The sequence below is a fragment of the Bifidobacterium aemilianum genome, from assembly GCF_003315635.1.
Classification (GTDB): Bacteria; Actinomycetota; Actinomycetes; order Actinomycetales; family Bifidobacteriaceae; genus Bifidobacterium; species Bifidobacterium aemilianum.
On sequence record NZ_PDCG01000002.1, the window covers coordinates 105,498 to 124,370 of the forward strand.

The 18,873-nt window shown below is 60.5% G+C and carries 17 protein-coding genes, 5 tRNA genes and 2 pseudogenes; 4 read left to right on the plus strand and 20 right to left on the minus strand.

All coding sequences use genetic code 11. The features are described 5' to 3' along the window. Positions 1 to 52 precede the first annotated feature (52 nt). The 6 genes from ruvA to CRD60_RS02535 all read right to left on the minus strand — a co-directional run bounded on the left by ruvA (position 53) and on the right by CRD60_RS02535 (position 5,277). Positions 53 to 670, minus strand: coding sequence for a Holliday junction branch migration protein RuvA (gene ruvA, locus CRD60_RS02510; protein WP_113859749.1), 618 nt, complete (start codon positions 668 to 670; stop codon positions 53 to 55). A 144-nt stretch (positions 671 to 814) separates the two neighbouring features. Continuing rightward, complete coding sequence (gene ruvC, locus CRD60_RS02515; RefSeq protein WP_113859750.1) at positions 815 to 1,396, minus strand: crossover junction endodeoxyribonuclease RuvC; 582 nt, start codon at positions 1,394 to 1,396, stop codon at positions 815 to 817. A gap of 7 nt (positions 1,397 to 1,403) precedes the next feature. Next, entirely contained in the window at positions 1,404 to 2,159 is a 756-nt protein-coding gene (locus CRD60_RS02520; RefSeq protein ID WP_113859751.1) for a YebC/PmpR family DNA-binding transcriptional regulator, read from the minus strand. Between the two features lie 69 nt (positions 2,160 to 2,228). Further along, positions 2,229 to 2,888: a phosphatidylinositol phosphate synthase gene (gene pgsA, locus CRD60_RS02525; RefSeq protein WP_113859752.1), complete on the minus strand. Its 660-nt coding sequence runs from the start codon at positions 2,886 to 2,888 to the stop codon at positions 2,229 to 2,231. A 90-nt stretch (positions 2,889 to 2,978) separates the two neighbouring features. Beyond that, complete coding sequence (gene thrS / locus CRD60_RS02530; protein ID WP_113859753.1) at positions 2,979 to 5,024, minus strand: threonine--tRNA ligase; 2,046 nt, start codon at positions 5,022 to 5,024, stop codon at positions 2,979 to 2,981. Positions 5,025 to 5,201: 177 nt separating this feature from the next. Then, positions 5,202 to 5,277: transfer RNA gene (locus CRD60_RS02535), tRNA-Gly, on the minus strand. A gap of 303 nt (positions 5,278 to 5,580) precedes the next feature. Between CRD60_RS02535 and yaaA the strand changes: the two genes are divergently transcribed. Beyond that, positions 5,581 to 6,351, plus strand: a complete 771-nt coding sequence (gene yaaA / locus CRD60_RS02540; RefSeq protein ID WP_113859754.1) for a peroxide stress protein YaaA — start codon at positions 5,581 to 5,583, stop codon at positions 6,349 to 6,351. Positions 6,352 to 6,592: 241 nt separating this feature from the next. Here the strand turns inward: yaaA and hemH are convergent, their stop codons facing one another. The 5 genes from hemH to CRD60_RS02570 all read right to left on the minus strand — a co-directional run bounded on the left by hemH (position 6,593) and on the right by CRD60_RS02570 (position 11,205). Further along, positions 6,593 to 7,537 carry a ferrochelatase gene (hemH, locus tag CRD60_RS02550; protein WP_113859756.1) on the minus strand — a complete coding sequence of 315 codons (945 nt, stop codon included), beginning with the start codon at positions 7,535 to 7,537 and terminating at the stop codon, positions 6,593 to 6,595. Beyond that, positions 7,534 to 8,928, minus strand: coding sequence for an MFS transporter (locus CRD60_RS02555; RefSeq protein WP_236630788.1), 1,395 nt, complete (start codon positions 8,926 to 8,928; stop codon positions 7,534 to 7,536). The genes hemH and CRD60_RS02555 overlap by 4 nt, the downstream gene beginning before the upstream one ends. Continuing rightward, the gene (gene hemQ / locus CRD60_RS02560; RefSeq protein ID WP_113859758.1) at positions 8,925 to 9,683 is read right to left on the minus strand and encodes a hydrogen peroxide-dependent heme synthase; all 759 of its coding nucleotides are present in this window, start codon (positions 9,681 to 9,683) and stop codon (positions 8,925 to 8,927) included. The genes CRD60_RS02555 and hemQ overlap by 4 nt, the downstream gene beginning before the upstream one ends. Positions 9,684 to 10,057: 374 nt before the next feature. Continuing rightward, complete coding sequence (locus CRD60_RS02565; protein WP_113859759.1) at positions 10,058 to 10,312, minus strand: hypothetical protein; 255 nt, start codon at positions 10,310 to 10,312, stop codon at positions 10,058 to 10,060. 62 nt (positions 10,313 to 10,374) lie between these two features. After that, positions 10,375 to 11,205: an FtsX-like permease family protein gene (locus CRD60_RS02570; protein ID WP_113859760.1), complete on the minus strand. Its 831-nt coding sequence runs from the start codon at positions 11,203 to 11,205 to the stop codon at positions 10,375 to 10,377. A 369-nt stretch (positions 11,206 to 11,574) separates the two neighbouring features. Between CRD60_RS02570 and CRD60_RS02575 the strand changes: the two genes are divergently transcribed. Then, positions 11,575 to 11,802: a hypothetical protein gene (locus tag CRD60_RS02575; protein WP_127975626.1), complete on the plus strand. Its 228-nt coding sequence runs from the start codon at positions 11,575 to 11,577 to the stop codon at positions 11,800 to 11,802. A 6-nt stretch (positions 11,803 to 11,808) separates the two neighbouring features. On the opposite strand, the gene CRD60_RS02580 is transcribed toward CRD60_RS02575, so the two are convergent. The 5 genes from CRD60_RS02580 to CRD60_RS02600 form a co-directional block, all read right to left on the minus strand. Then, positions 11,809 to 12,249 carry an ATP-binding cassette domain-containing protein gene (locus CRD60_RS02580; RefSeq protein WP_113859762.1) on the minus strand — a complete coding sequence of 147 codons (441 nt, stop codon included), beginning with the start codon at positions 12,247 to 12,249 and terminating at the stop codon, positions 11,809 to 11,811. Positions 12,250 to 12,407: 158 nt separating this feature from the next. Beyond that, a tRNA-Val gene (locus tag CRD60_RS02585) sits at positions 12,408 to 12,483 on the minus strand. A 67-nt stretch (positions 12,484 to 12,550) separates the two neighbouring features. After that, positions 12,551 to 12,622 (minus strand) — tRNA-Val (locus CRD60_RS02590). A gap of 38 nt (positions 12,623 to 12,660) precedes the next feature. After that, positions 12,661 to 12,731: transfer RNA gene (locus tag CRD60_RS02595), tRNA-Cys, on the minus strand. A 27-nt stretch (positions 12,732 to 12,758) separates the two neighbouring features. After that, a tRNA-Gly gene (locus tag CRD60_RS02600) sits at positions 12,759 to 12,831 on the minus strand. Between the two features lie 253 nt (positions 12,832 to 13,084). On the opposite strand from CRD60_RS02600, the gene CRD60_RS02605 reads away from it, so the two are divergent. Continuing rightward, a complete protein-coding gene (locus tag CRD60_RS02605; protein WP_407923160.1) occupies positions 13,085 to 13,918 on the plus strand; it encodes a PAC2 family protein in 834 nt (277 codons plus the stop codon). 228 nt (positions 13,919 to 14,146) lie between these two features. On the opposite strand, the gene CRD60_RS02610 is transcribed toward CRD60_RS02605, so the two are convergent. After that, positions 14,147 to 15,061 carry an undecaprenyl-diphosphate phosphatase gene (locus CRD60_RS02610; RefSeq protein WP_113859764.1) on the minus strand — a complete coding sequence of 305 codons (915 nt, stop codon included), beginning with the start codon at positions 15,059 to 15,061 and terminating at the stop codon, positions 14,147 to 14,149. Between the two features lie 227 nt (positions 15,062 to 15,288). On the opposite strand from CRD60_RS02610, the gene CRD60_RS02615 reads away from it, so the two are divergent. Continuing rightward, positions 15,289 to 16,083, plus strand: coding sequence for a fructosamine kinase family protein (locus CRD60_RS02615; protein ID WP_113859765.1), 795 nt, complete (start codon positions 15,289 to 15,291; stop codon positions 16,081 to 16,083). 151 nt (positions 16,084 to 16,234) lie between these two features. Here the strand turns inward: CRD60_RS02615 and dnaJ are convergent, their stop codons facing one another. The 3 genes and pseudogenes from dnaJ to hrcA form a co-directional block, all read right to left on the minus strand. After that, positions 16,235 to 17,371 (minus strand): molecular chaperone DnaJ, encoded by a 1,137-nt coding sequence (dnaJ, locus tag CRD60_RS02620; protein WP_113859766.1) that lies wholly within the window; start codon positions 17,369 to 17,371, stop codon positions 16,235 to 16,237. 85 nt (positions 17,372 to 17,456) lie between these two features. After that, positions 17,457 to 17,579 (minus strand): annotated as a pseudogene (locus CRD60_RS09395) (heat-inducible transcriptional repressor HrcA); the annotation flags it as partial. Positions 17,580 to 17,777: 198 nt separating this feature from the next. Beyond that, positions 17,778 to 18,704, minus strand: a pseudogene (gene hrcA / locus CRD60_RS02625) (heat-inducible transcriptional repressor HrcA); the annotation flags it as partial. Between the last annotated feature and the right edge of the window lie 169 nt (positions 18,705 to 18,873).

Below are 18,873 nucleotides of genomic sequence, written 5' to 3' on the forward strand. Positions count from 1 at the left end.
GAATCTCCTCCCTTGGCGCCGGTCCCCCGATATGCTTCGCTGGTCATGGTGATCATAGCCCCCTATCTAGGGAGCTGAGGGCCAGCTTCAGGACCCTGGGCACGTCCTCTTGAGCCAAAGGCAGCTCAACCTGCTGGTCCTCGCAGACTTTCTGGACCGCCTGTTCCGCATCGGCCTGCCTCCAGCCAAGGGAGATGAGTCCCTCCACCACCTGCAGGCTGCCGGTATCCTCACGGCCGGAGCTGGCCGCCTTGGCACCCTCGATCTGATCGAGATCAATGGAGCCCTTCAACTCCAGAATGATCTTCTGGGCACCCTTCTTGCCCAGACCAGGCGCCTTGGCCAGAGCAGCCGCATCCCCATCGGCAACAGCCTTGGCCAGTCGCTCAGTGGACAGGGTGGATAGGAGGGACAAGGCCACCCGGGGACCGATACCCGACACCTTCTGCAATTGCAGGAACATACGCTTGGATGCGGTGCTCAGAAAACCATAGAGGGTGACCGCATCCTGGGACACATTGAGGTAGGTGTAGACCTTGACCTCCTGGCCGCTACGAACCGAGGACAAGTCGGCCGAGGGCATCCGGGTCTCATAGCCGACCCCTCCGGTGACAATCAGAGCGGTATCGGCATCCACCGATTCCACCAGGCCCATCAGCATTCCTATCACGTGCGTCTCCTATGTCTCTGTCACCTATGCATAACCTGGCAGCCACATCCTTCACATGACCCTACCAGGCCAGACCAATCAGGCAGGCAGCCCAACTCTGGCCCATATGAACCAGAAGCATTGAATCGAACATCTGTTCGAAGTCTACATGCCCCGGTCGACTCCATGTCTGTTCTTGGCCTGTTGGGAAGCCTGGGCCCATTGTCGCTGGGCTGCGGTCAGGTGTTCCTCCCGCTCGCCACCCTGGAGTGCGCCAGCTGGTCTCAGGGCGTGGCAGATGGCCAAGGCCAAGGCATCGGCGGCGTCGGCAGGGGTGGGGATGGTGTTGAGGTTCAGGAAGCGCATGACCATGCGCTCCACCTGGATCTTCTCCGCCTGACCGTTGCCGGTGATGGCCAGCTTGGCCTCGGTGGGGGTATGGAGGGCCACAGGAATGCCCCGCTGTGCCGCAGCCAACATGCCCATGCCGGCCGCCTGGGCGGTACCCAGCACCGTGTTGCGGTTGGATTGGGCGAAGACACGTTCGATTGATACGGCATCGGGCGAGAACCGGTCCATCTTAGCCGCCAGGCCCTCATAGATGGCCATGAGCCGCAGGTCCTGCGAGAGGGTGGGTTCGGAGCGGACCACGTCAACATGGATAAAGGAAAGCCGGCGGGCCGCGCCGGCTTCAATCACGCCGACTCCGCAGCGTGTCAATCCTGGGTCCACACCCAAGATGATCATTGGGGACCTACTCCTCGTCCAACTGTGCCATGACCTCGTCGGAGGCGGTCCAGTTGCTGTAGATCTCCTGAACATCGTCAAGGTCGTCCAGGTTGTCGATGAGCTTGGACACCTTCCTGGCATCGTCAAGGCTCAGGTCCACCTCGTTCTTGGGGACCATGACCAGGTCGGCCGAATCGTATTCGATGCCGGCGTCCTGCAGGGCGGTGCGGACAGTGACCATATCGGTGGGGGCGGTGATGATCGTGTAGACCTCACCCTCATCGTTGACATCCTCGGCACCGGCCTCGGCGGCCAGTTCGAAGAGCTTGTCGTAATCCATGCCCTCGGCCTGGACGACGATCTGGCCCTTGCGCTCGAAGTTGAAGCTGACGGCACCATTGGTGGCCAGGGAACCATTGCCCTTGGTCAGGGTGGCACGAACATCTGCCGCGGCACGGTTGCGGTTGTCGGTCAGGCACTCGATGATCAGGCCCACACCGGCGGGACCATAGCCCTCATAGACGATGGACTCGTAGCTGGCGGCGCCAGCCTCCTCGCCTGAGCCACGCTTGACGGCGCGCTTGATGTTGTCGGCGGGCATGGAGGACTTCTTGGCCTTGACAATCGCATCGTACAAGGTGGGGTTACCATCCGGGTCTCCCCCGCCCTGACGTGCCGCGATCTCGATGTTCTTGATCAGCTTGGCGAACAGCTTGCCGCGCTTGGCGTCGATGGCGGCCTTCTTGTGCTTGGTGGTCGCCCACTTGGAATGCCCTGACATAATGCTCCTAGCAGGTATTGGGATAGGTAAACGTCATAATTCTATGGCCATTGAACGACAAATGGCCAGTCAGTCCTGCCGCTCGGCTTTCATCTGCCTCCGGACCTCGAAGATTCGCTGGAATACGGTGATGGTGCCCAAGAGCGCCAGGAGGAGCATGAAGGCCGCCATCCAGCCGCCATCCGCACTCAGGCCGCTGATGGCCATGCCCAGCAGGATGATGACCAGACGGTCCGAACGGGTGGCTATGCCGTTCTTGGCCTCATAACCCACCGATTCCGCCCTGGCCCTGGCGTAGGAGGTCACAAAGGAGGTCATGATGGCATAGAGGGCCGCGCCGATCCCCAGCCAACCGACCAAATTGGGGCCGTAGGTCAGTGCCCCCTGGTCCAGTCTCATCCCCCCGTGAATGATGTAGTAGAGGATGACTGAGACCAGGACCGCCCAATCGGCTATCCGGTCCAGGGTCGAGTCCAGAAAGGCACCGAATTTCGTGCCGCCTCCGGACAAGGCGGCCACGGAACCATCCAGGGAGTCGAAGACGACCAGGATGGTCATGGCCAGGGCACCCCAGAAGAGCTGCCCGCTGACCCCTGTGGCCAGAGCAGCGACAATGGTGCCCACAGCCCCGAGCACCGTCACCGCATTGGCACTGACACCCATGGCGACCAACCAGCCTGCTATGGGCTGGATCAGTCTCTTGAATGGCTTGCGCAGTCGTTCGAGCATGGCGTGATTCACCTAGCCTTGATCTGTGCTGATGGGTTACTGCCAGGGACGGTCAGGCCTGACCTTGAGGCCTGACCGTCCGCCTGTGGGCTATTCGCCAGCCTGATCGCTGACCACCGCGAAATCATCGGCTGAATTGACCTGAATCCTACGCTTGATGGCGTCCAGGATCCATGCCTTGGCCTGGTCAACGGGGATACCGTTGAGCTGGCTACCGTCGCGGAAACGGAAGGATACGGCGTTCTTCTGCACGTCATCCTCACCGGCGATCAAGGTGAAGGGAACCTTGGACTTGGAGGCGTTGCGGATCTTCTTGCCGAAGCGGTCGTCGGAGGAATCCATCTCACAACGGACCAAATTGTCGGCCAGGCCGTCCAGGAAGGCCTGGAGGTGGGGGGCGAACTCGTCAGCGACGGGAATGCCCGTGACCTGGACCGGAGCAAGCCATGCCGGGAAGGCTCCCGCATAGTGCTCAAGGAGGATGGCGAAGAAGCGCTCGATGGAGCCGAAGAGGGCCCGGTGGATCATGACCGGACGCTGGTGGGACCCATCGGCCGCGATGTACTCCAGTTGGAAGCGCTCAGGAAGGTTGAAGTCCAGCTGAATCGTCGAGACCTGCCAGGTGCGCCCGATGGCGTCACGGGCCTGGACGGAGATCTTGGGACCGTAGAAGGCAGCTCCAGCGGGGTCGTCCACCAGCTCCAGGCCGGAGTCCTTGGCGACCTCGGCCAGGGTTGAGGTGGCCTCCTCCCAAATCTCGTCTGAGCCGACGAACTTGTCGGGGTCCTTGGTGGAGAGCTCCAGGTAGAAGTCGTTGAGACCGAAGTCCTTGAGGAGTCCCAGCACAAAGCTCAGGAGCTTGGTCAGCTCCTCCTTCATCTGTTCACGGGTGCAGTAGATGTGGGAATCGTCCTGGGTCAGGCCACGAACCCTGGTCAGGCCGTGGACCACGCCGGACTTCTCGTAGCGGTAGACGGTGCCGAACTCGAAGAGCCGCAGGGGCAGCTCCCGGTAGGAGCGCTGGCGGGATCTGAAGATCAGATTGTGCATGGGGCAGTTCATAGGCTTGAGGTAGTAGTCGAAGCCCTGCTTGACGATGTTGCCGTCGGCGTCCTTCTCCTCATCCAGGTGCATGGGAGGGTACATGCCGTCCTTGTACCACTGCAGGTGGCCCGATGTCTCGTAGAGGCCGCCCTTGGTGATGTGGGGGGTCTGGACGAAGGAGTAGCCATGCTTGCGGTGCATCTCGCGGGAGTAGTCCTCCATGGCATTGATGATGGCGGCGCCCTTGGGGTGGAAGACCGCCAGGCCGGGTCCGATCTCCTCAGGGAAGGAGAAGAGGTCCATCTCCTGTCCCAGCTTGCGGTGGTCGCGCTTGGCGGCCTCCTCCATGCGGGCCGTGTAGGCCTTGAGCTCGTCCTTGGAAGGCCAGGCGGTACCGTAGATGCGCTGGAGCATGGGGTTGTGCTGGTCACCCAGCCAGTAGGCGGCGGCTGTGCGCTCCAGCTTGAAGGCCTTGATGAACCTGGTGTTGGGCAGGTGGGGGCCACGGCAGAGGTCGGTCCAGACGGTCCGGCCCTCCCGGTCCACGTTGTCGTACATGGTCAGCTCGCCCTCATTGGAGACCTCGGTGGCCGCCTCGGCGGAAAGCTCGCGCTCCTTGCTGCCGATCAGTTCCAGCTTGTAGGGCTGCTCAGCCTCCTCGGCCCGGGCCTCCTCCTCGGAGACGACACGACGGCGGAAGGACTGGGACTCCTTGATGATGCGCTTCATGCGCTTCTCGATCTCCTTGAGATCGGCTGGGGTGAAGGGGTCCTTGACATCGAAGTCGTAGTAAAAGCCGTTGTCGATGGCGGGGCCGATGCCCAGCTTGGCGTCGGGGCGGATCTCCTGTACGGCCTGGGCCATGACGTGGGTGGCCGAGTGCCGCATGATGGCCACGCCATCGGGGCTGTCAAGGTCGATGGGCTCCACCTTGTCACCCTCATGCAGGGGTGTGTAGAGGTCCCTGGGGCTGCCGTTGAGTCTGATGGCTATGATGTCCTTGTTATCGGAGAAGAGCTCCACGCCGGTCTGGCTGGCTTCCACCTCCTTGCGTTCACCGTTGATGTCAATGGAGATGGTCTGTGCAGCCATGTTCTGTCCTTTGCTATCGGGGCCCGCGTTACAAGGTGCAGGCCTGGACTGGGTGTATATCGACAAATGCCAAGAATATGGACCAACCCAGACAAGTCGGCGAGGGAGAGGCAGTAAGTGATTCTGCGGAGGAAAATCAATATCCGCCAGCATGGGAGGGGCCTACATAAGGAGTGATGGAGCGGACAACGGGACTCGAACCCGCGGTCTCGACCTTGGCAAGGTCGCGCTTTACCAACTAAGCTATGTCCGCACTAGTACAGGCAAGAGCCTGAAACCAAGCTTTAAGATACCGGATGACCTGGCCATCCGCAACTCTCGCGAGTCCATAAGGCCTTCAATCCCCCCAGGTCGGCTGATCCGCTAACCTATGCCGGACATGCCTGGTTGGCACTCGAGGGAGTAGAGGCCATGAGAGGCAATGCACGTATCAAAGCTGAGAACTGCCTGGTCGCAATCCCTGTTCCGGTAGTCAGGTCGCGTCTGACCAAAAGCTGTCGGCAGCATCAGTACGCTGGGGCATGACCATTGGCATGGGGCAGGATAGGCTTGACTCATGATCACGCTTCTCTCTCCTGCCAAGACCATGGACTACGAGTCAGCCCCGCTCCCAGGCCCGCATACCCAGCCTGAGTTCACGGAAGCCGCCCAGGAGCTTGCCGTTGAGTGCAGGAAACTCAGCGTGGAGGAGCTGATGGGCCTCATGTCCATCAGTAGGAAACTGGCCGAACTCACCGGCGAGCGCTTCCGGAAGTGGGGCGCGGATGCGACCCTTGACACCCACAGACCAGCCATTCAGGCCTTCAAGGGAGAGGCTTATGAGGGCCTACACGTCGAGGACTTCAGCTATGGGGACCTGGAATTCGCCCAAGGCCATCTGCGCATCCTCTCCGGCCTCTACGGCATGCTGCGGCCCCTTGACCTGATTGAGCCCTACCGGCTTGATATGGGTATCCGCTTGCGGCATGGGGATGTCGGCAACCTCTATCTTTTCTGGCGTGACCGGCTGACCGGAAAGCTCAAGGAGGAACTCGCGGCATCGCAGCATCCCCTGGTCATCAATCTGGCCTCCAACGAGTACTTCAAGGTCCTGCAATTTCAGCTTCTGGAAGCCCGGGTCATTCAACCAATCTTCCTGGAGGGCAAGGATGATCAATTCAAGCAGGTCAGCTTCCATTCCAAGAGGGCCAGAGGGTTGATGAGCCGCTTCATCATCAAGAACAGACTGGAGTCAGGCCAGGACCTCAAGGCCTTCGACATGGCCGGATACCGTTTCGACGCCAGCCGTTCGACCGATTCGCAATGGTCCTTCATCCGATTTCTGTGATGGCAATGCCCGAATCACGCACACACGGAAGGGTAACCATCGCGCATTCGACCTGCCATATCCCTGTCTTTACGCTCTATTGATGACCATCATCCTTGCCGTCCTGATTTTCCCTTCCCTGGAGGGTTCACAGCTGCCGTGGTGGACCAGGCGGCCCAGTGGCACCAAGGCTGGCAATACCTTGGTGCCCAAAGCAACGGTGAGACCGCTTGCTTGACGGCCACCGAGCCTACAGCGCTGGCTAGGACCGGCCATCGGCCTCCAGCACGCTTTCCTTGAGGGTGGCCAGGAGCTGGGGGTCGGTATTGGGCATCCTGAGCCTGACCAGCGAACCCCCGGCCTGCCTGATGGCATTGGCGAGTTCAATGTCCACATCATAGGAAATCTCCAGATTATCGGAGATGAAGCCAATGGACGCCGAGATGATGGTCTTCTTGCCATGGCTGGCAATCAGATCCTTGGCCACGGTCACAAAGTCCGGCCCGATCCAGGGTTCCTCGGTCCGCCCTGCGCTCTGCCAGGCCAGGGTGTAGTGGTCTGCCGGCAAGTCGGCCTTGGCGGCGATGGCCTCCATGAAGTCGATGACCTCCTGCTGGTAGGGGTCACCGCCCTCAATGATGCGCATGGGCAGGCTATGTGCGCTGAAGATGACCATGGCATCATCACGGTCGGTCTCATGGCCCAAGGCGATGAGTTGGTCCGCCCAGAAATCAATCAGGTCCGAATGCTTCCACCAGCTGCCCACCGGCAGGTAGGAGATGCCCGGGTGGTCCTCAAGCGCCGCCTTGGCGCGCAGGTGATAATCCTCACTGGAGTAGCTGGAGTATTCAGGGGCCAGGGGCAAGCCGATGATTTCGTTGATGCCGTCGGCCGCTATCTGCCCGACAGCCTCGGCAATGAAGGGGCTGATGTACTTCAACCCTACATAGACCCGGTACTTGCCCGGCGACTGGGCATCCAGCAGGGTCTGGAGACCCTGGCCCTGGTCCTGGGTGATCTTGGCCAGCGGGGAAGGCAGCCCTATGGCCTGATACCGACCGAGCAGCTGATCATAGAGGGGTTGGGGAGGGCGCTGACCGTGCCGGATATTGGTGTAGTAACCTTCGATGTCCTCCTCCCGGTAGGGAGTGCCATAGGCCATAAGGAGTACGGCGGTTTGGGGTGAGGATGCGCTTGTTGAAGTCATGATTGCTCTTTCGATGCAAAGGGGATGGGAATGATGATAAGTAGGGATAGAACCGCTAGGCCACAGGAGATCAGGAACATGTTGCGGTAGGAACCCAAGGTAGCTGTACCTCCGACCTTGCCGGCCTCAATGGCTAGGGCAAATATCAGAGGAGCGATGGCAGTGCCGATTTTCTTGGTGGTGGACAGGCCTCCAATGGCCTGCATTCGCTGGTCCTGCCCAGCCAACCGGCCCACAATGACCTGCAGGGGCGCGGACATGAGCGACCCCATGGCAATCCCCAGCGCGAGGGAGAAGAGCACGAAGAGGGGAAGGCTCCAGAGGGTCAGGGTGATGGCCAGGGAGGCCAGACCGATCAGGGAACTGGAGAAGACCAGGGTGAACCGTTCACCCCAACGGTCAATCAGCAGTCCTCCCAGCCAGGAGCCGATTATGGAACCCAGGCCCACCGCCGTCATGACCGTTCCGGCGCTGCGGATGGGAAGGCCGAATATGGTATGCACATAGGTGGGGATGTAGGTGAAGAGGGAGAAGAACATGCCGCCGACCATGCCCAGCAGGATGGTGAGCGTATAAGCGGGCTTGCGCAGTAGGTTCATGGGCAGGAAAGGCATGACCGTACCCAAAAGCCTTCTCTCGTGCCATATGAAGACCGCCCCGGAGACCAGAGAGACCAGGAGGCAGCCCAGGATGAGCGGCAGATATGCCCGCTCCTGGCGCAGGAAGGTTATGCCAACCATCAGGCAGGTCAGGGCCAGGGTGAAGGAGGTCAGTCCAAGATAGTCGGTATCCCAATGCTTACCGACTTTCTCCTTGCCCATCAGCTTCCAGGTCAGCAGGAAGAGCACCAGCAGAAAGGGCAGCATGACCAGAAAGTAGGCCCGCCAGCTATGGGTGAACCCCATAAGCATGCCTGAGAACACGGGGGCCACCATAGCCGATAGGCCTGCGATGACACCCACCCGCGAGACCCTCCTGCCCTGGTTGTCATGCCGTGCTTGCTCCAGGAGCACACTCATGGAAAGGACCATAATGCCACTGTCACCCGCTGATTGGATGAAGCGTCCCAGGAGCATGACAGGAAAGACAGGTGCCAGGGCCGAGATAAGGCAGCCGCAGAACCAGAGGGCCAGTTCCCAAAGGAAGACCTTCCTTCGCCCATGACTGTCGGAAAGATTGGAGGTGATGGGAGTGGCCGCCACCAAGCCAAGGGTGTAGATACCCACCACCCAGGAGGAACCCATGGTCGATAGGTCAAAGCTGCGGGTGATGGCCGGCAGCATGGTTGGCAGGGCCCCACCATCCAACTGCGTGATGAAGACTATGACCATGAAGAACCATATCGGCGCCTTGACTTGCGCCCTCGGGGAATCAGCTTGTGTGTTACTCACGAGGCCAGACCTTCCAGAAGGAGGGCTCCCAAGGCATCGGTGTCTAGGTGCTGGCCGACAAGGAAGTAGGGGAAGTCGCCGTATATGGAACTGGCCTCTATGTAGCGCATCTCAGTGACGATCTTCTTGAACTCAAGCGGGTCCTGGGCGAAGAGCGAGACGCCCCACTCATGGTCGTCGAGGCCAATGGCCCCGGTCAGGATGATGGACACCCTACCGGCGTAGGAACGGCCAATGAGTCCATGGTCCTTCATATAGGCCTGTCGCTGCTCGTAGGGCAGGGTGTACCAGTTGGCATCCGGCAAGCGCAGTTTGGACATGGGGTAGAAGCATATGTAGGGCTCGGTGGGAACGGCGGGATGAAGCGCGGCGTCGACATGGGCCCAGGCACGTTCGGACTGGGGCTTGCCGCCGTAGAGTCCCACTTCCGTGACGGATAGGAAGGAAAGAACGTCATCGAAGTAATCAAAGAGGGGCAGCTTGCCTAGCTCATCGGTCAGGTCCGCGAGCTCCCCCAAGTCCTGCCTGAGCACCATGAGCCCCAGGTCGGCCTTCTGACCTATGACCTTGAAGAGGTAATGACAGCCCTGGCCTTGGCGGTCCAGCCCGGCGAATTCCTCCAGGCGTAGGCGGAAGTCTTGCAGGAGGCTTTCGCGTTCCGGATCCGTCAGTTTTCTCCATCGAGACCAGTCCATCTTCCAGAAGAGGTGAAGGCAGTACCAGCCCTCCAGGCTCTCTGCTGCTTGTTCGGCCATATCGGATCCTTTCCAAGCGCTTTGACGTTATGACAGTTCGCTGGATGAATCTCACCACTCCAGATGTTCCGACCACAACCATGTGGCAAGGAAAACTTACCCCGCACATATCAGCACTGATTCATCGACAATATTGACACTCTATACTCTAGTGTCTATTCCATGCAAGTACTAGTGCCCGATCGAAGATTCCTGAAAAAGCCTGCACTAGGTTCCGGTCGACCGTATCTACTCAATCCCCGCGTCCAAGAAACTGATGGAAGCGCAAAAGCTTGCCCCGGTTCCGGGGTCACGGACACCAGAGGGGTTTGCCTAGACCTGGAGGCTGTCCCCATCAGTCCATTACCCTTAGCTCCGCCAGGCCCTGCCCCCGGCTACTCCCCTACAGCCTTCCGGATGACGCTGATGGCCGGTTGCCTCAAGGTCGTTCGCGCGGTGAAGAGGGTGGAGAGTGTGCCGGTGGCTACGATTGGCAGGCCCAAGGTAAGGAAGAGCTGCCAGGGGAAGGCCAGACGCAAGCTGCCCGACATGGGCAGGAAGGCCACTGCCGTAAGGACACCAACCAGAAGCGTGGCAGAGGCCGCCACCAGTATGCCGGTGACCATGAGGATGAGACCGTCCAAGGCCACAGGGCCAGTAGCTGGCCAGGGCCGGCGCCCGAGATCTACACCAGGGCCAGGTCCAGCTTACGTTACTTGGAGGAGATGACAAAGCTGGCCACAGCACCGACCAAGGCAATCAGCAGGGCTGCCCAGAAGGCGGTGACCAACTGCAGGGAGACCGCCATGGTTCCCGTCGAGGAGAAGATGCCGCCGACCAGAAGCAGGCAGGCCGTCAGGGAGACGATGGTGGAGCCGAAGGGCCGGCCCCGGCTTCTTACCACTGCCTGGGCCCGGGCTATCTTCCACACTGGCGAGGCGACGGGGACCAAGCGGGTCCAGAACCTGGTACCCCAGCCGATGACAGTCCCACCAGAACGGGCCAGAGCCACCAGCAGGAGGATGATGGCCAAGACAAGTTCCGGGCCCACTGGTGTCAAGGTGTTCATTACCTGCTCGACAGTGAGGCTTGCGGAATTCCTCATGGCCAACTGAAGGGAGCTGACGGCCGGCAGCAGAAGAAAAACCAGAGCCAGGCAGAGGGAAATCAGGCCTCGCCTATTCCCATGCTTGCTCGAAGGGAGTTCGCTGACAGCTTGCCGTAGCGATTGGACTGGAACCATCTCCTTCAGGTCCTTGAGCGTCCTGCGGGCGGCCACGAATGCCGTAAGTAAGCCAATAGCCAATCCGAGCAAGGCATGTGATGGAAGACCATGCCAGGCGAAGGCAAAGGATTGAGACAGGCCGAACACTGAGACATGGAAACGCATGATCATTGGGGCCAGCGTCGGCGCCAACAGCACACCAACCAGGGATGCCAGCAGTGTCAGCACAGCCACCTGGGCCAGTGTGTAGAAAAGCACCTGCCGAGCTGTGGCCCCCAGCAGCGACAGTAGGGCCAGGCCTTGCCGCCGCTGGCGAATCGACGCTTAAAGCGTCATGGCAATGACCAGACCTCCCAGCACCACAGCCGTGGCATTGTCCATGCTCAGGGCAGAGACGAGATGCTTGGCCTCCTCCCCGGTCTTGCCAGGAAACCTGCATAGTAGTCCGCGACACCCGGGCTCACAACAGGGAGCACAGGTTCGTCTGGATAACCACCAACACGAGAAGGACTCCGGACCATATGCCCTTGTTGGCTTTCAGGTCGCTATACACCCACGTCATACTTCCACCCCTTTCCTAGGGAGTCCAGGAGCGGGACCAGAGACGTGGCTTCGCACTCCCCGCCTTGCGCGGCAGCCCGACAACCTGCCATCAGAGTGCCTGTGCTCCATGGGGAACGTTGCCAGGTGGCCGTCCACCATCCGGTAGACAACATCGCACTGACTTGCCAACCCAGGATCGTGGGTGACCACGATGAGGCACTTGCCGGGCTGGTGGGCGAAGGCCGCCAACCCGTCGAAGACCAGCAAACCTGTGTCTGGGTCAAGGGCCCCAGTGGGTTCGTCGGCGAACACCACAGCGGAGTCGGCCAGCAGGGTGTGAATCAGGGCGACCCGATGCTGCTCACCACCTGACAGGGATCAGGCCATGTCGTCATCATGCCCGATCAATCGAAAACGTGACATACGGGCCGACAGCCGACCCGGTTCAGCCTTGCGGCCGGCCAAGGTCAGCGGCGGCATGACATTGTCCAGGACCGACATGGCGGGGACAAGATTGTAGGACTGAAAAACGAAGCCGATATGGGCCCGGCGAAAGATGGCCAGGCCACGCTGGTCCTTGGCGGACAGGTCCTCCACCAGCACCCGCACACTGCCCCTGCAGGGCGCCTCCAGACCCGAGAGACAATAGAGCAGTATGCTTTTGCCGCAACCGGAGGGACCGGCGATGGCCGTCATCCCTCCTCCTGCAGCAAAGCGGACAACATCCAAGACCCTGGTTGCTGAACCATCACCTGAGACAAAATTCTTGGCAAGCCCATCGGCTTCGACCATAGTGCCCTGACGCACATCCGTATCCATAAGCAATCCTCATCTATGGTACTGGAAGGAACCTGCCCCGATGAACTCTTAGGCCTCAGACTAGGGAAGGTGAATGGTGAGGGCCATAGGCCAAAAGTATGAGCCGCATGAGGGTGCATCAGCAGTATGGATGAGGGCGAATGCCCAGTAGACGAATCTGGTGGGTGATGTAGGAATCGAACCTACGACCCCTTCCGTGTGAAGGAAGTGCGCTAGCCGCTGCGCCAATCACCCAGATTGCAAACGTGGCTACTGACCGCTGGGGCCAATAATCAAAAATCGGAGTCTCCTCCGATTTCCGTGGGCGATACAAGATTCGAACTTGTGACCCCTTCCGTGTCAGGGAAGTGCGCTACCACTGCGCCAACCGCCCGGGTCTTCCGTGATGGGGAACTTACATTCCTCACCAAGAGGTGGGTACGAGAGTCGAACTCGTCTATACGGCTTTGCAGGCCGCTGCCTAACCGCTTGGCTAACCCACCGATAGGTCGTCAACTCTTCTGACCTCGAGCGGACAACGGGACTCGAACCCGCGGTCTCGACCTTGGCAAGGTCGCGCTTTACCAACTAAGCTATGTCCGCATGATTTCCGGCCGCTTGCTACTGCCGAAGCACAAGAAGATACTATAACGGCTAGCTTCACTCTTGTCCAATGACGCGTGTCGTGGCCCTATTACCGGCCTACGCGCCGCTTGCCCAGCCATGGACCGACCTGTAGGCAGAGACCATTCAGGAGGGAAAAGTCCCTCTTGTCTGGCGAGATTTTGCCCCAGAGGTGATTCACCCGTGGCGGAAGACACCCGTGGGCGGGAAGGCTTCAGCTAGATTGGGGAGCATGAGAGAAGAAGACGAGACACCGAAAACAGTGATGCTGGCTGCATTCGGAGGCTGGAATGACGCCTGTCAGGCATCAACCAACCTTGTCCGTCATCTGCTGACGCATTATGAATCCCATGAGGTCAGGAGCATGGACTGCGATGACTTCTACGACTACCAGACCACCCGCCCCATGCTCTGCCATGTGACCGGCAGTTCCCGGATCATATGGCCGCAGACCGCCTTCTATGAGATCCACATCTCCCCTGAACGGCACATCTTCGCCCAACTGGCACCCGAACCCAATTACCATTGGAAGGAATATTGCCAGCGGAGCTTGGCCATGGCTGCGGAATTCGAGGTCGACCAGATCATCACCCTGGGGTCCATGTTTGACGATTGCCCCCACACCCGTGCCCTACCCGTATCGCTGTCCGAACACGGCAACGAGTCCCCCGCCGACAGGGAATACAATGGCCCTGTAGGCCTTCCCTCCGTTCTCAATGCCATGGCCGACGAGGACGGCTTGGACACAGCCAGCATCTGGGTCTCGATTCCCCAATACCTGGGCAGTGACGAATGCGCGCAGGCCAGCCTGCAGATGCTGGGAAGCCTGTCAAGCCTGCTGGGCGTTAACCTGGACACTGCGGATCTGCCGGGAAAGGCGGCCCGTTGGAAGGCCCAGGCAGATGTGCTCACCCGCTGCAATGATGAGCTACAGGAGTATGTCAGGCACCTTGAGCATGAGTATGACATGCAGGAGGAGGCCAACCGTTTGGCTGATTTCGGGGCCCCCCAGGCTCAGCAGCTGGTCAAGGAGGCCGAGGAGTTCCTCTCACGCATGGGTGAGTGAGTCAGGACTGTGCTGTTCGCCAATCTCAACGTAGGGTTGCTATCGCTCATGGGCGAGCTGAGTCCCAAAGCCACTAGCCAGCAAGGTCCAAGTCCCAAGGAATCAAGCAACCCATTCACGGCTGCTCACTGCCGCTAAACGATAAGCCGGCTGCCTGCCTTGCGCCTAAAGCAAGGCAGGCAGCCATCTTATCGTTTACTTGATCGCCGATAAGCCGGATAGGGGCGCTCAGGCTCCGGCGGCAACCGGCAGGTTGGCCACAAAGGCCGAGGCGGAGGCCAACTCGGTGGCCGGCAGGACCTTGCTGATCAACAGGATGGCGACGACTACGGCCAGGCAGATCCTATAAATAGCAAAGGCCTTATAGGAGAAGGTCGACACGAACTTGAGGAAGCCGATGATGACCACATAGCCAACCAGGAAGCTGACTATGGTGGCGGCGATGGTGGCCCCCCAGCCTGGGAACATGACGTCTGACTTGATGTCTCGTATGGCCTTGTAGGCCTCTAGGAGGCCTGCCGCGAAGACGGCCGGTATGGCCATGAGGAAGCTGACCCGTACCGCCGCCTCACGGGTGTAGCCCATGGCCCGCCCGAAGGTGATGGTGCCGCCGGAACGGGAGACGCCAGGGATCAGGGCCAGCATCTGGCCCAGGCCGAAGATCAGGGCCTCCTTTGGGTTCATCTCCTCAATGGTCTTGGTCTGCTTGGCCCTCTCGTCAACCACCCACAGGAGGATGCCGAAGAGCAGGAGCATGGCCACAGTGATCCACAGGTTCCTCAGGGTCGTCTCAATGGTGTGCTGGAAGAGGAAGCCCACGATGGCGATGGGCAGGGTGCCGATGATGATGTACCAGCCCAGGGAGGCGTCCTTGTCACCCTGGCCCATCCGCGACTTGAGATCGCTGCCGTTCCTGCCGAAGAGGCAGGAGAACCAGTGGGAGAGGATTCGGACTATGTCATGGCGGAAGTAGAGCAGCACGGCCAGCTCGGTGCCCAGCTGGATGATGGCCGTGAAGGCCGCTCCAGGGTCCGAGCCCAGCATCAGGTCGCCGATGATGCGGATGTGGGCGCTTGACGATACAGGCAGGTACTCAGTAAGCGCCTGCACCAAGCCCAGAATGATGGCCTCAACAAAACTCATGCTTCCTCATTTTCTCATACCGGTCATGCCGGTTCCAAGCTTTTAGCTGTAACCAGCCTACTCACATATGCCCCACAAGCACGAGGGACGGTCGATATTGTCTCATATCGCGCACACAATTGAGACAGCCGGCATGGCGACCTGCATGGTGGTTCTGACTCTGAAGCCAAGCGTCGCCAGTGTTTCCGGGCAGGCCAAGCCGGGCGGCAGGAGAGAAAGGTGTTGACATGGCAACCTATCGCAAGAGCAGGGCTTTCGCACCCGAGGGTTTCTTTGAATGCGAGGGCCGCGGGCTCGAATGGCTGGGTCAGGCCCAGGAACAGGGAGGCCCACGGGTCGTCAAGGTCTACGGTTGGGGCAAGGACTGGTTGGACATCGAACAGGTCTCCTCAGCCTCCCCCACGGCCAAGGCGGCCCGGGACTTCGGCCGGCAGCTGGCCCATATGCACGATGCCGGCGCAGACTTCTTCGGTGCCCCCCCGGCCGGCTACACTGGAAGCTGCTACTTTGGACCCCTCCAGGACCCGGTGCCCATGGATACTGGCCAATGGACCGATCCAGCCAGCTACCTGGCCCATGGACGGCTGATCCCCATGGTTGAGATAGCCATGCGACGCGGGATTCTGGGCCAGAAGGATATGGGACTCACCCAGCAGGTCATCGACCTCCTGCCGCAGATACTGGGCGGCGCGGCCGACGACAAGCCGGCACGGGTCCACGGCGACCTGTGGAGCGGCAACCTCATGTGGACGGCCGACCAGGATGAATGCCAGGCGGTGCTGATCGACCCGGCCGCCCATGGCGGCCACCGGGAGGAGGACCTGGCCATGCTGGACCTCTTCGGTGCATCCTACCTGCATGAGATCATCGAGGGCTACCAATCGGCCCACCCCCTGAAGGCCGGCTGGCAGCAGCGGACCACCCTCTGGCAGCTCTACCCCATCGCCGGCCACTGCGCCTTCTTCGGCGGCGGGTACGTTAGCCAATACCGGTCGATGTGCCGGTCCCTGCTACAGCTATGAAATGCAATGACTGACACCGCTAGGGTCGCCGGTGCAGTCAAGACCACACACAGAAGTACAGTCAGGCAGTGTAGCCAAAAAGACAACAGGTCCCCGCCAGTGCCAGCAAAGCATTCCAGGCGGGGAGCTCTCATATCAGGGCCCTATGGGATCAACCCAAGGCATCCTTGAGCTTGCTGAAGAAGCCCTTCTTACCGCTACCGGTGGGTTTGGAAGTCTGGGAGATGGACTTGGCACCGGAATCATGGCTTTCGGCGAATGCCTCTATCAGGCCCCGCTCCTTGTCGTTGAGCTTGCTGGGGATGAGCACGTTGACATGGACGATCAGGTCGCCCCGCTCCTCCTTGTGGTTCATTCGCGTGACACCCAGGTCCTTGAGCACCACGGTCTGCTCGGGCTGGCAGCCGGCGGGAATGCTGACTGTCTGCTCACCATCGAAGGTGTCGATCGGCAGCTCGTGGCCCAAGACGGCCCAGCTCATGGGCACCTGAATCCAGCAATGGAGGTCATCATCATCCCGGGCGAACTGCTTGTCGGGCTTGATACGCACGTCGATGTAGAGGTCTCCGGCAGGGCCGCCGCCCTCACCGACCTCGCCCTGGTGGGGCAGCCGCAGCCGCATGTCATCGGCAATGCCGGCGGGAATGGTGACACCCACCTCACGGGAGGAACGCACCCGACCATGGCCCAGGCAGGAGGGGCAGGGGTCGGAGATGATGGTGCCGTGGCCCTCGCAGCGCTCGCAGGGGGCGGTGGTCATCATCTGGCCCAGCATGGTGCGAACGACCTTCTGCCGCATGCCCTTGCCCTGGCAGTCCGGGCAGGTGACCGGCGTCTTGCCGTCGGCGGAGCCCGAGCCCCCGCATTGCTGGCAGAGTCCGAAGGTGTTGATGGACACATGGGCCGTACCGCCGAAGACCGCCGTCTTCAGGTCGATGCGGGCCGAGGCCAGGGAGTCACGGCCTGGCTGGGTCCTGGGCACCGGCCCCTGGGAACCGCCACCGAATGCCGAGCCGAAGAACTGGCCGAAGATGTCACCCATGTCGAAGTCGCCGCCATAGCCACCGGAGGCGTTGGGATTGTTGGGGTCGACGCCTGAGTCATACATCCGGCGCTTGTCCGGGTCCGAGAGGACCTCATAGGCGGTATTGACCTCCTTGAACTTGTCCTCGAACTCAGGACCGGCGATGTCCGGGTGATACTTCCGGCTCATCTTGCGATAGGCCTTCTTGATCTCATCGTCACTGGCCGTCCGCTCGACACCCAGAACCTCGTAATAATCTGCCAATGCTCATCCTTATAGTCGTTGATGTCCGCAAGTCATTGTGCCACAGTCCACGGTCAGCGCGGCGGCGGACCGGTGGCGGCCAGGCCTAGCCTTCTTCTCCGGTGGGGGAAATGAGGGCCGTCAGATAGCGGGCCACCGCCCGTACCGCGGTCATGGTCGCGGCGTAATCCATATGCGTGGGCCCAATGGACCCTACGAAAGCCACCGGTTTGTCAGGGCTGGGAGACTGACCGGCGGAAGCGCCCGTGGCCTGGACAGCGACCCCGGATGGTTCGCTGGCTTGGATATGCCCGGTATCCACCTTATGTATTCCCGGCTGCGCCCTGTCTCCTGCATACCCCTGAGCCTTCTGCCCTCTCAGATCAGGGCCGCGAGAAGCCTGAGCGCTTCCCTCCGACCCAGTGCCGCCATCAGTACGGTTGCTGGAGAAACTATGGCCATAGCCGCTGGAGACCACTGAGGCGTTGAGCAGGCCGGGCGTATGGGTCTCGGAGCCGATGGCCACTCCAACATCATTGGATTCCTCACTGAGCGAACTCATCAACCTCATGATGACCACCTGCTCCTCCAGGGCGTCGAAGAGGGGAGCCAATTCGTTCAGCGACTGCTGGTGGGCCAGACGTGAGGTCCCGGCCATATACATATCGGTCGCCTGCTCGTCCTCGGCCATGGAGGCGAAGGTGATTGCAAGCCCGTCAGCCAGGGGCCGAAGCGCCGAGAATTCAGGAGCCAGAGCCAAACCCCTGACCTCCATGGCCGCCTCGGATAGGGACAGGCCCTGGGAGGACTCATTGACCTTACGGGTGAAGTAATCCAGAAGGGAGGGGTCGGGCGGGGAGTCCACACGTAGGGTGTGCTGAACCACACTGCCGGTGTCGGTGATAACCACCAGAAGCAAGGTTTCCGTGGCCAGGGGCACCAGTTCCATATGCCGAAGGACCGATTTTGATAGGGCCGGTGAGGATATGACCGCAACCTGCCCGGTGATGGATGCCAGGAGCCTGGCGGAGCGTTGGAGGGTGTCCTGCAGGCTGACCGACCCGTTCAGGAAGGCTCCGATGGCCCGCTTCTGGGCAGGAGACAGGGTCATGACCGTCGAGAGCCGGTCGACGAAATAACGGTAGCCCAATTCGGTGGGGATTCTACCGGCGGAGGTGTGGGGTTGAATCAGATACCCCATATCCTCCAGGGCCGCCATATCATTGCGGACAGTGGCCGAGCTGACACCCAGATGGTGTTTCCTGGTCAGAGCCGAGGAACCGACCGGCTCCTGGGAACGGATATAATCCTCCACCACGGCACGCAGGATCAACATACGCCTTGTCTGTTCCATGCCCCTCCTCTCAGTGTATGCAGCACAACTGTCCACTGCTTTGATTGTATTAGCACTCTATGAGTTGGACTGCTAAACGTTCGTTCATAGATGATTCCTGGCCCGGCCATCCTCGGCAGGCTCCGGGACCGCAATATGGGATACAGCTCACTGTGAACGCTAACAGCAC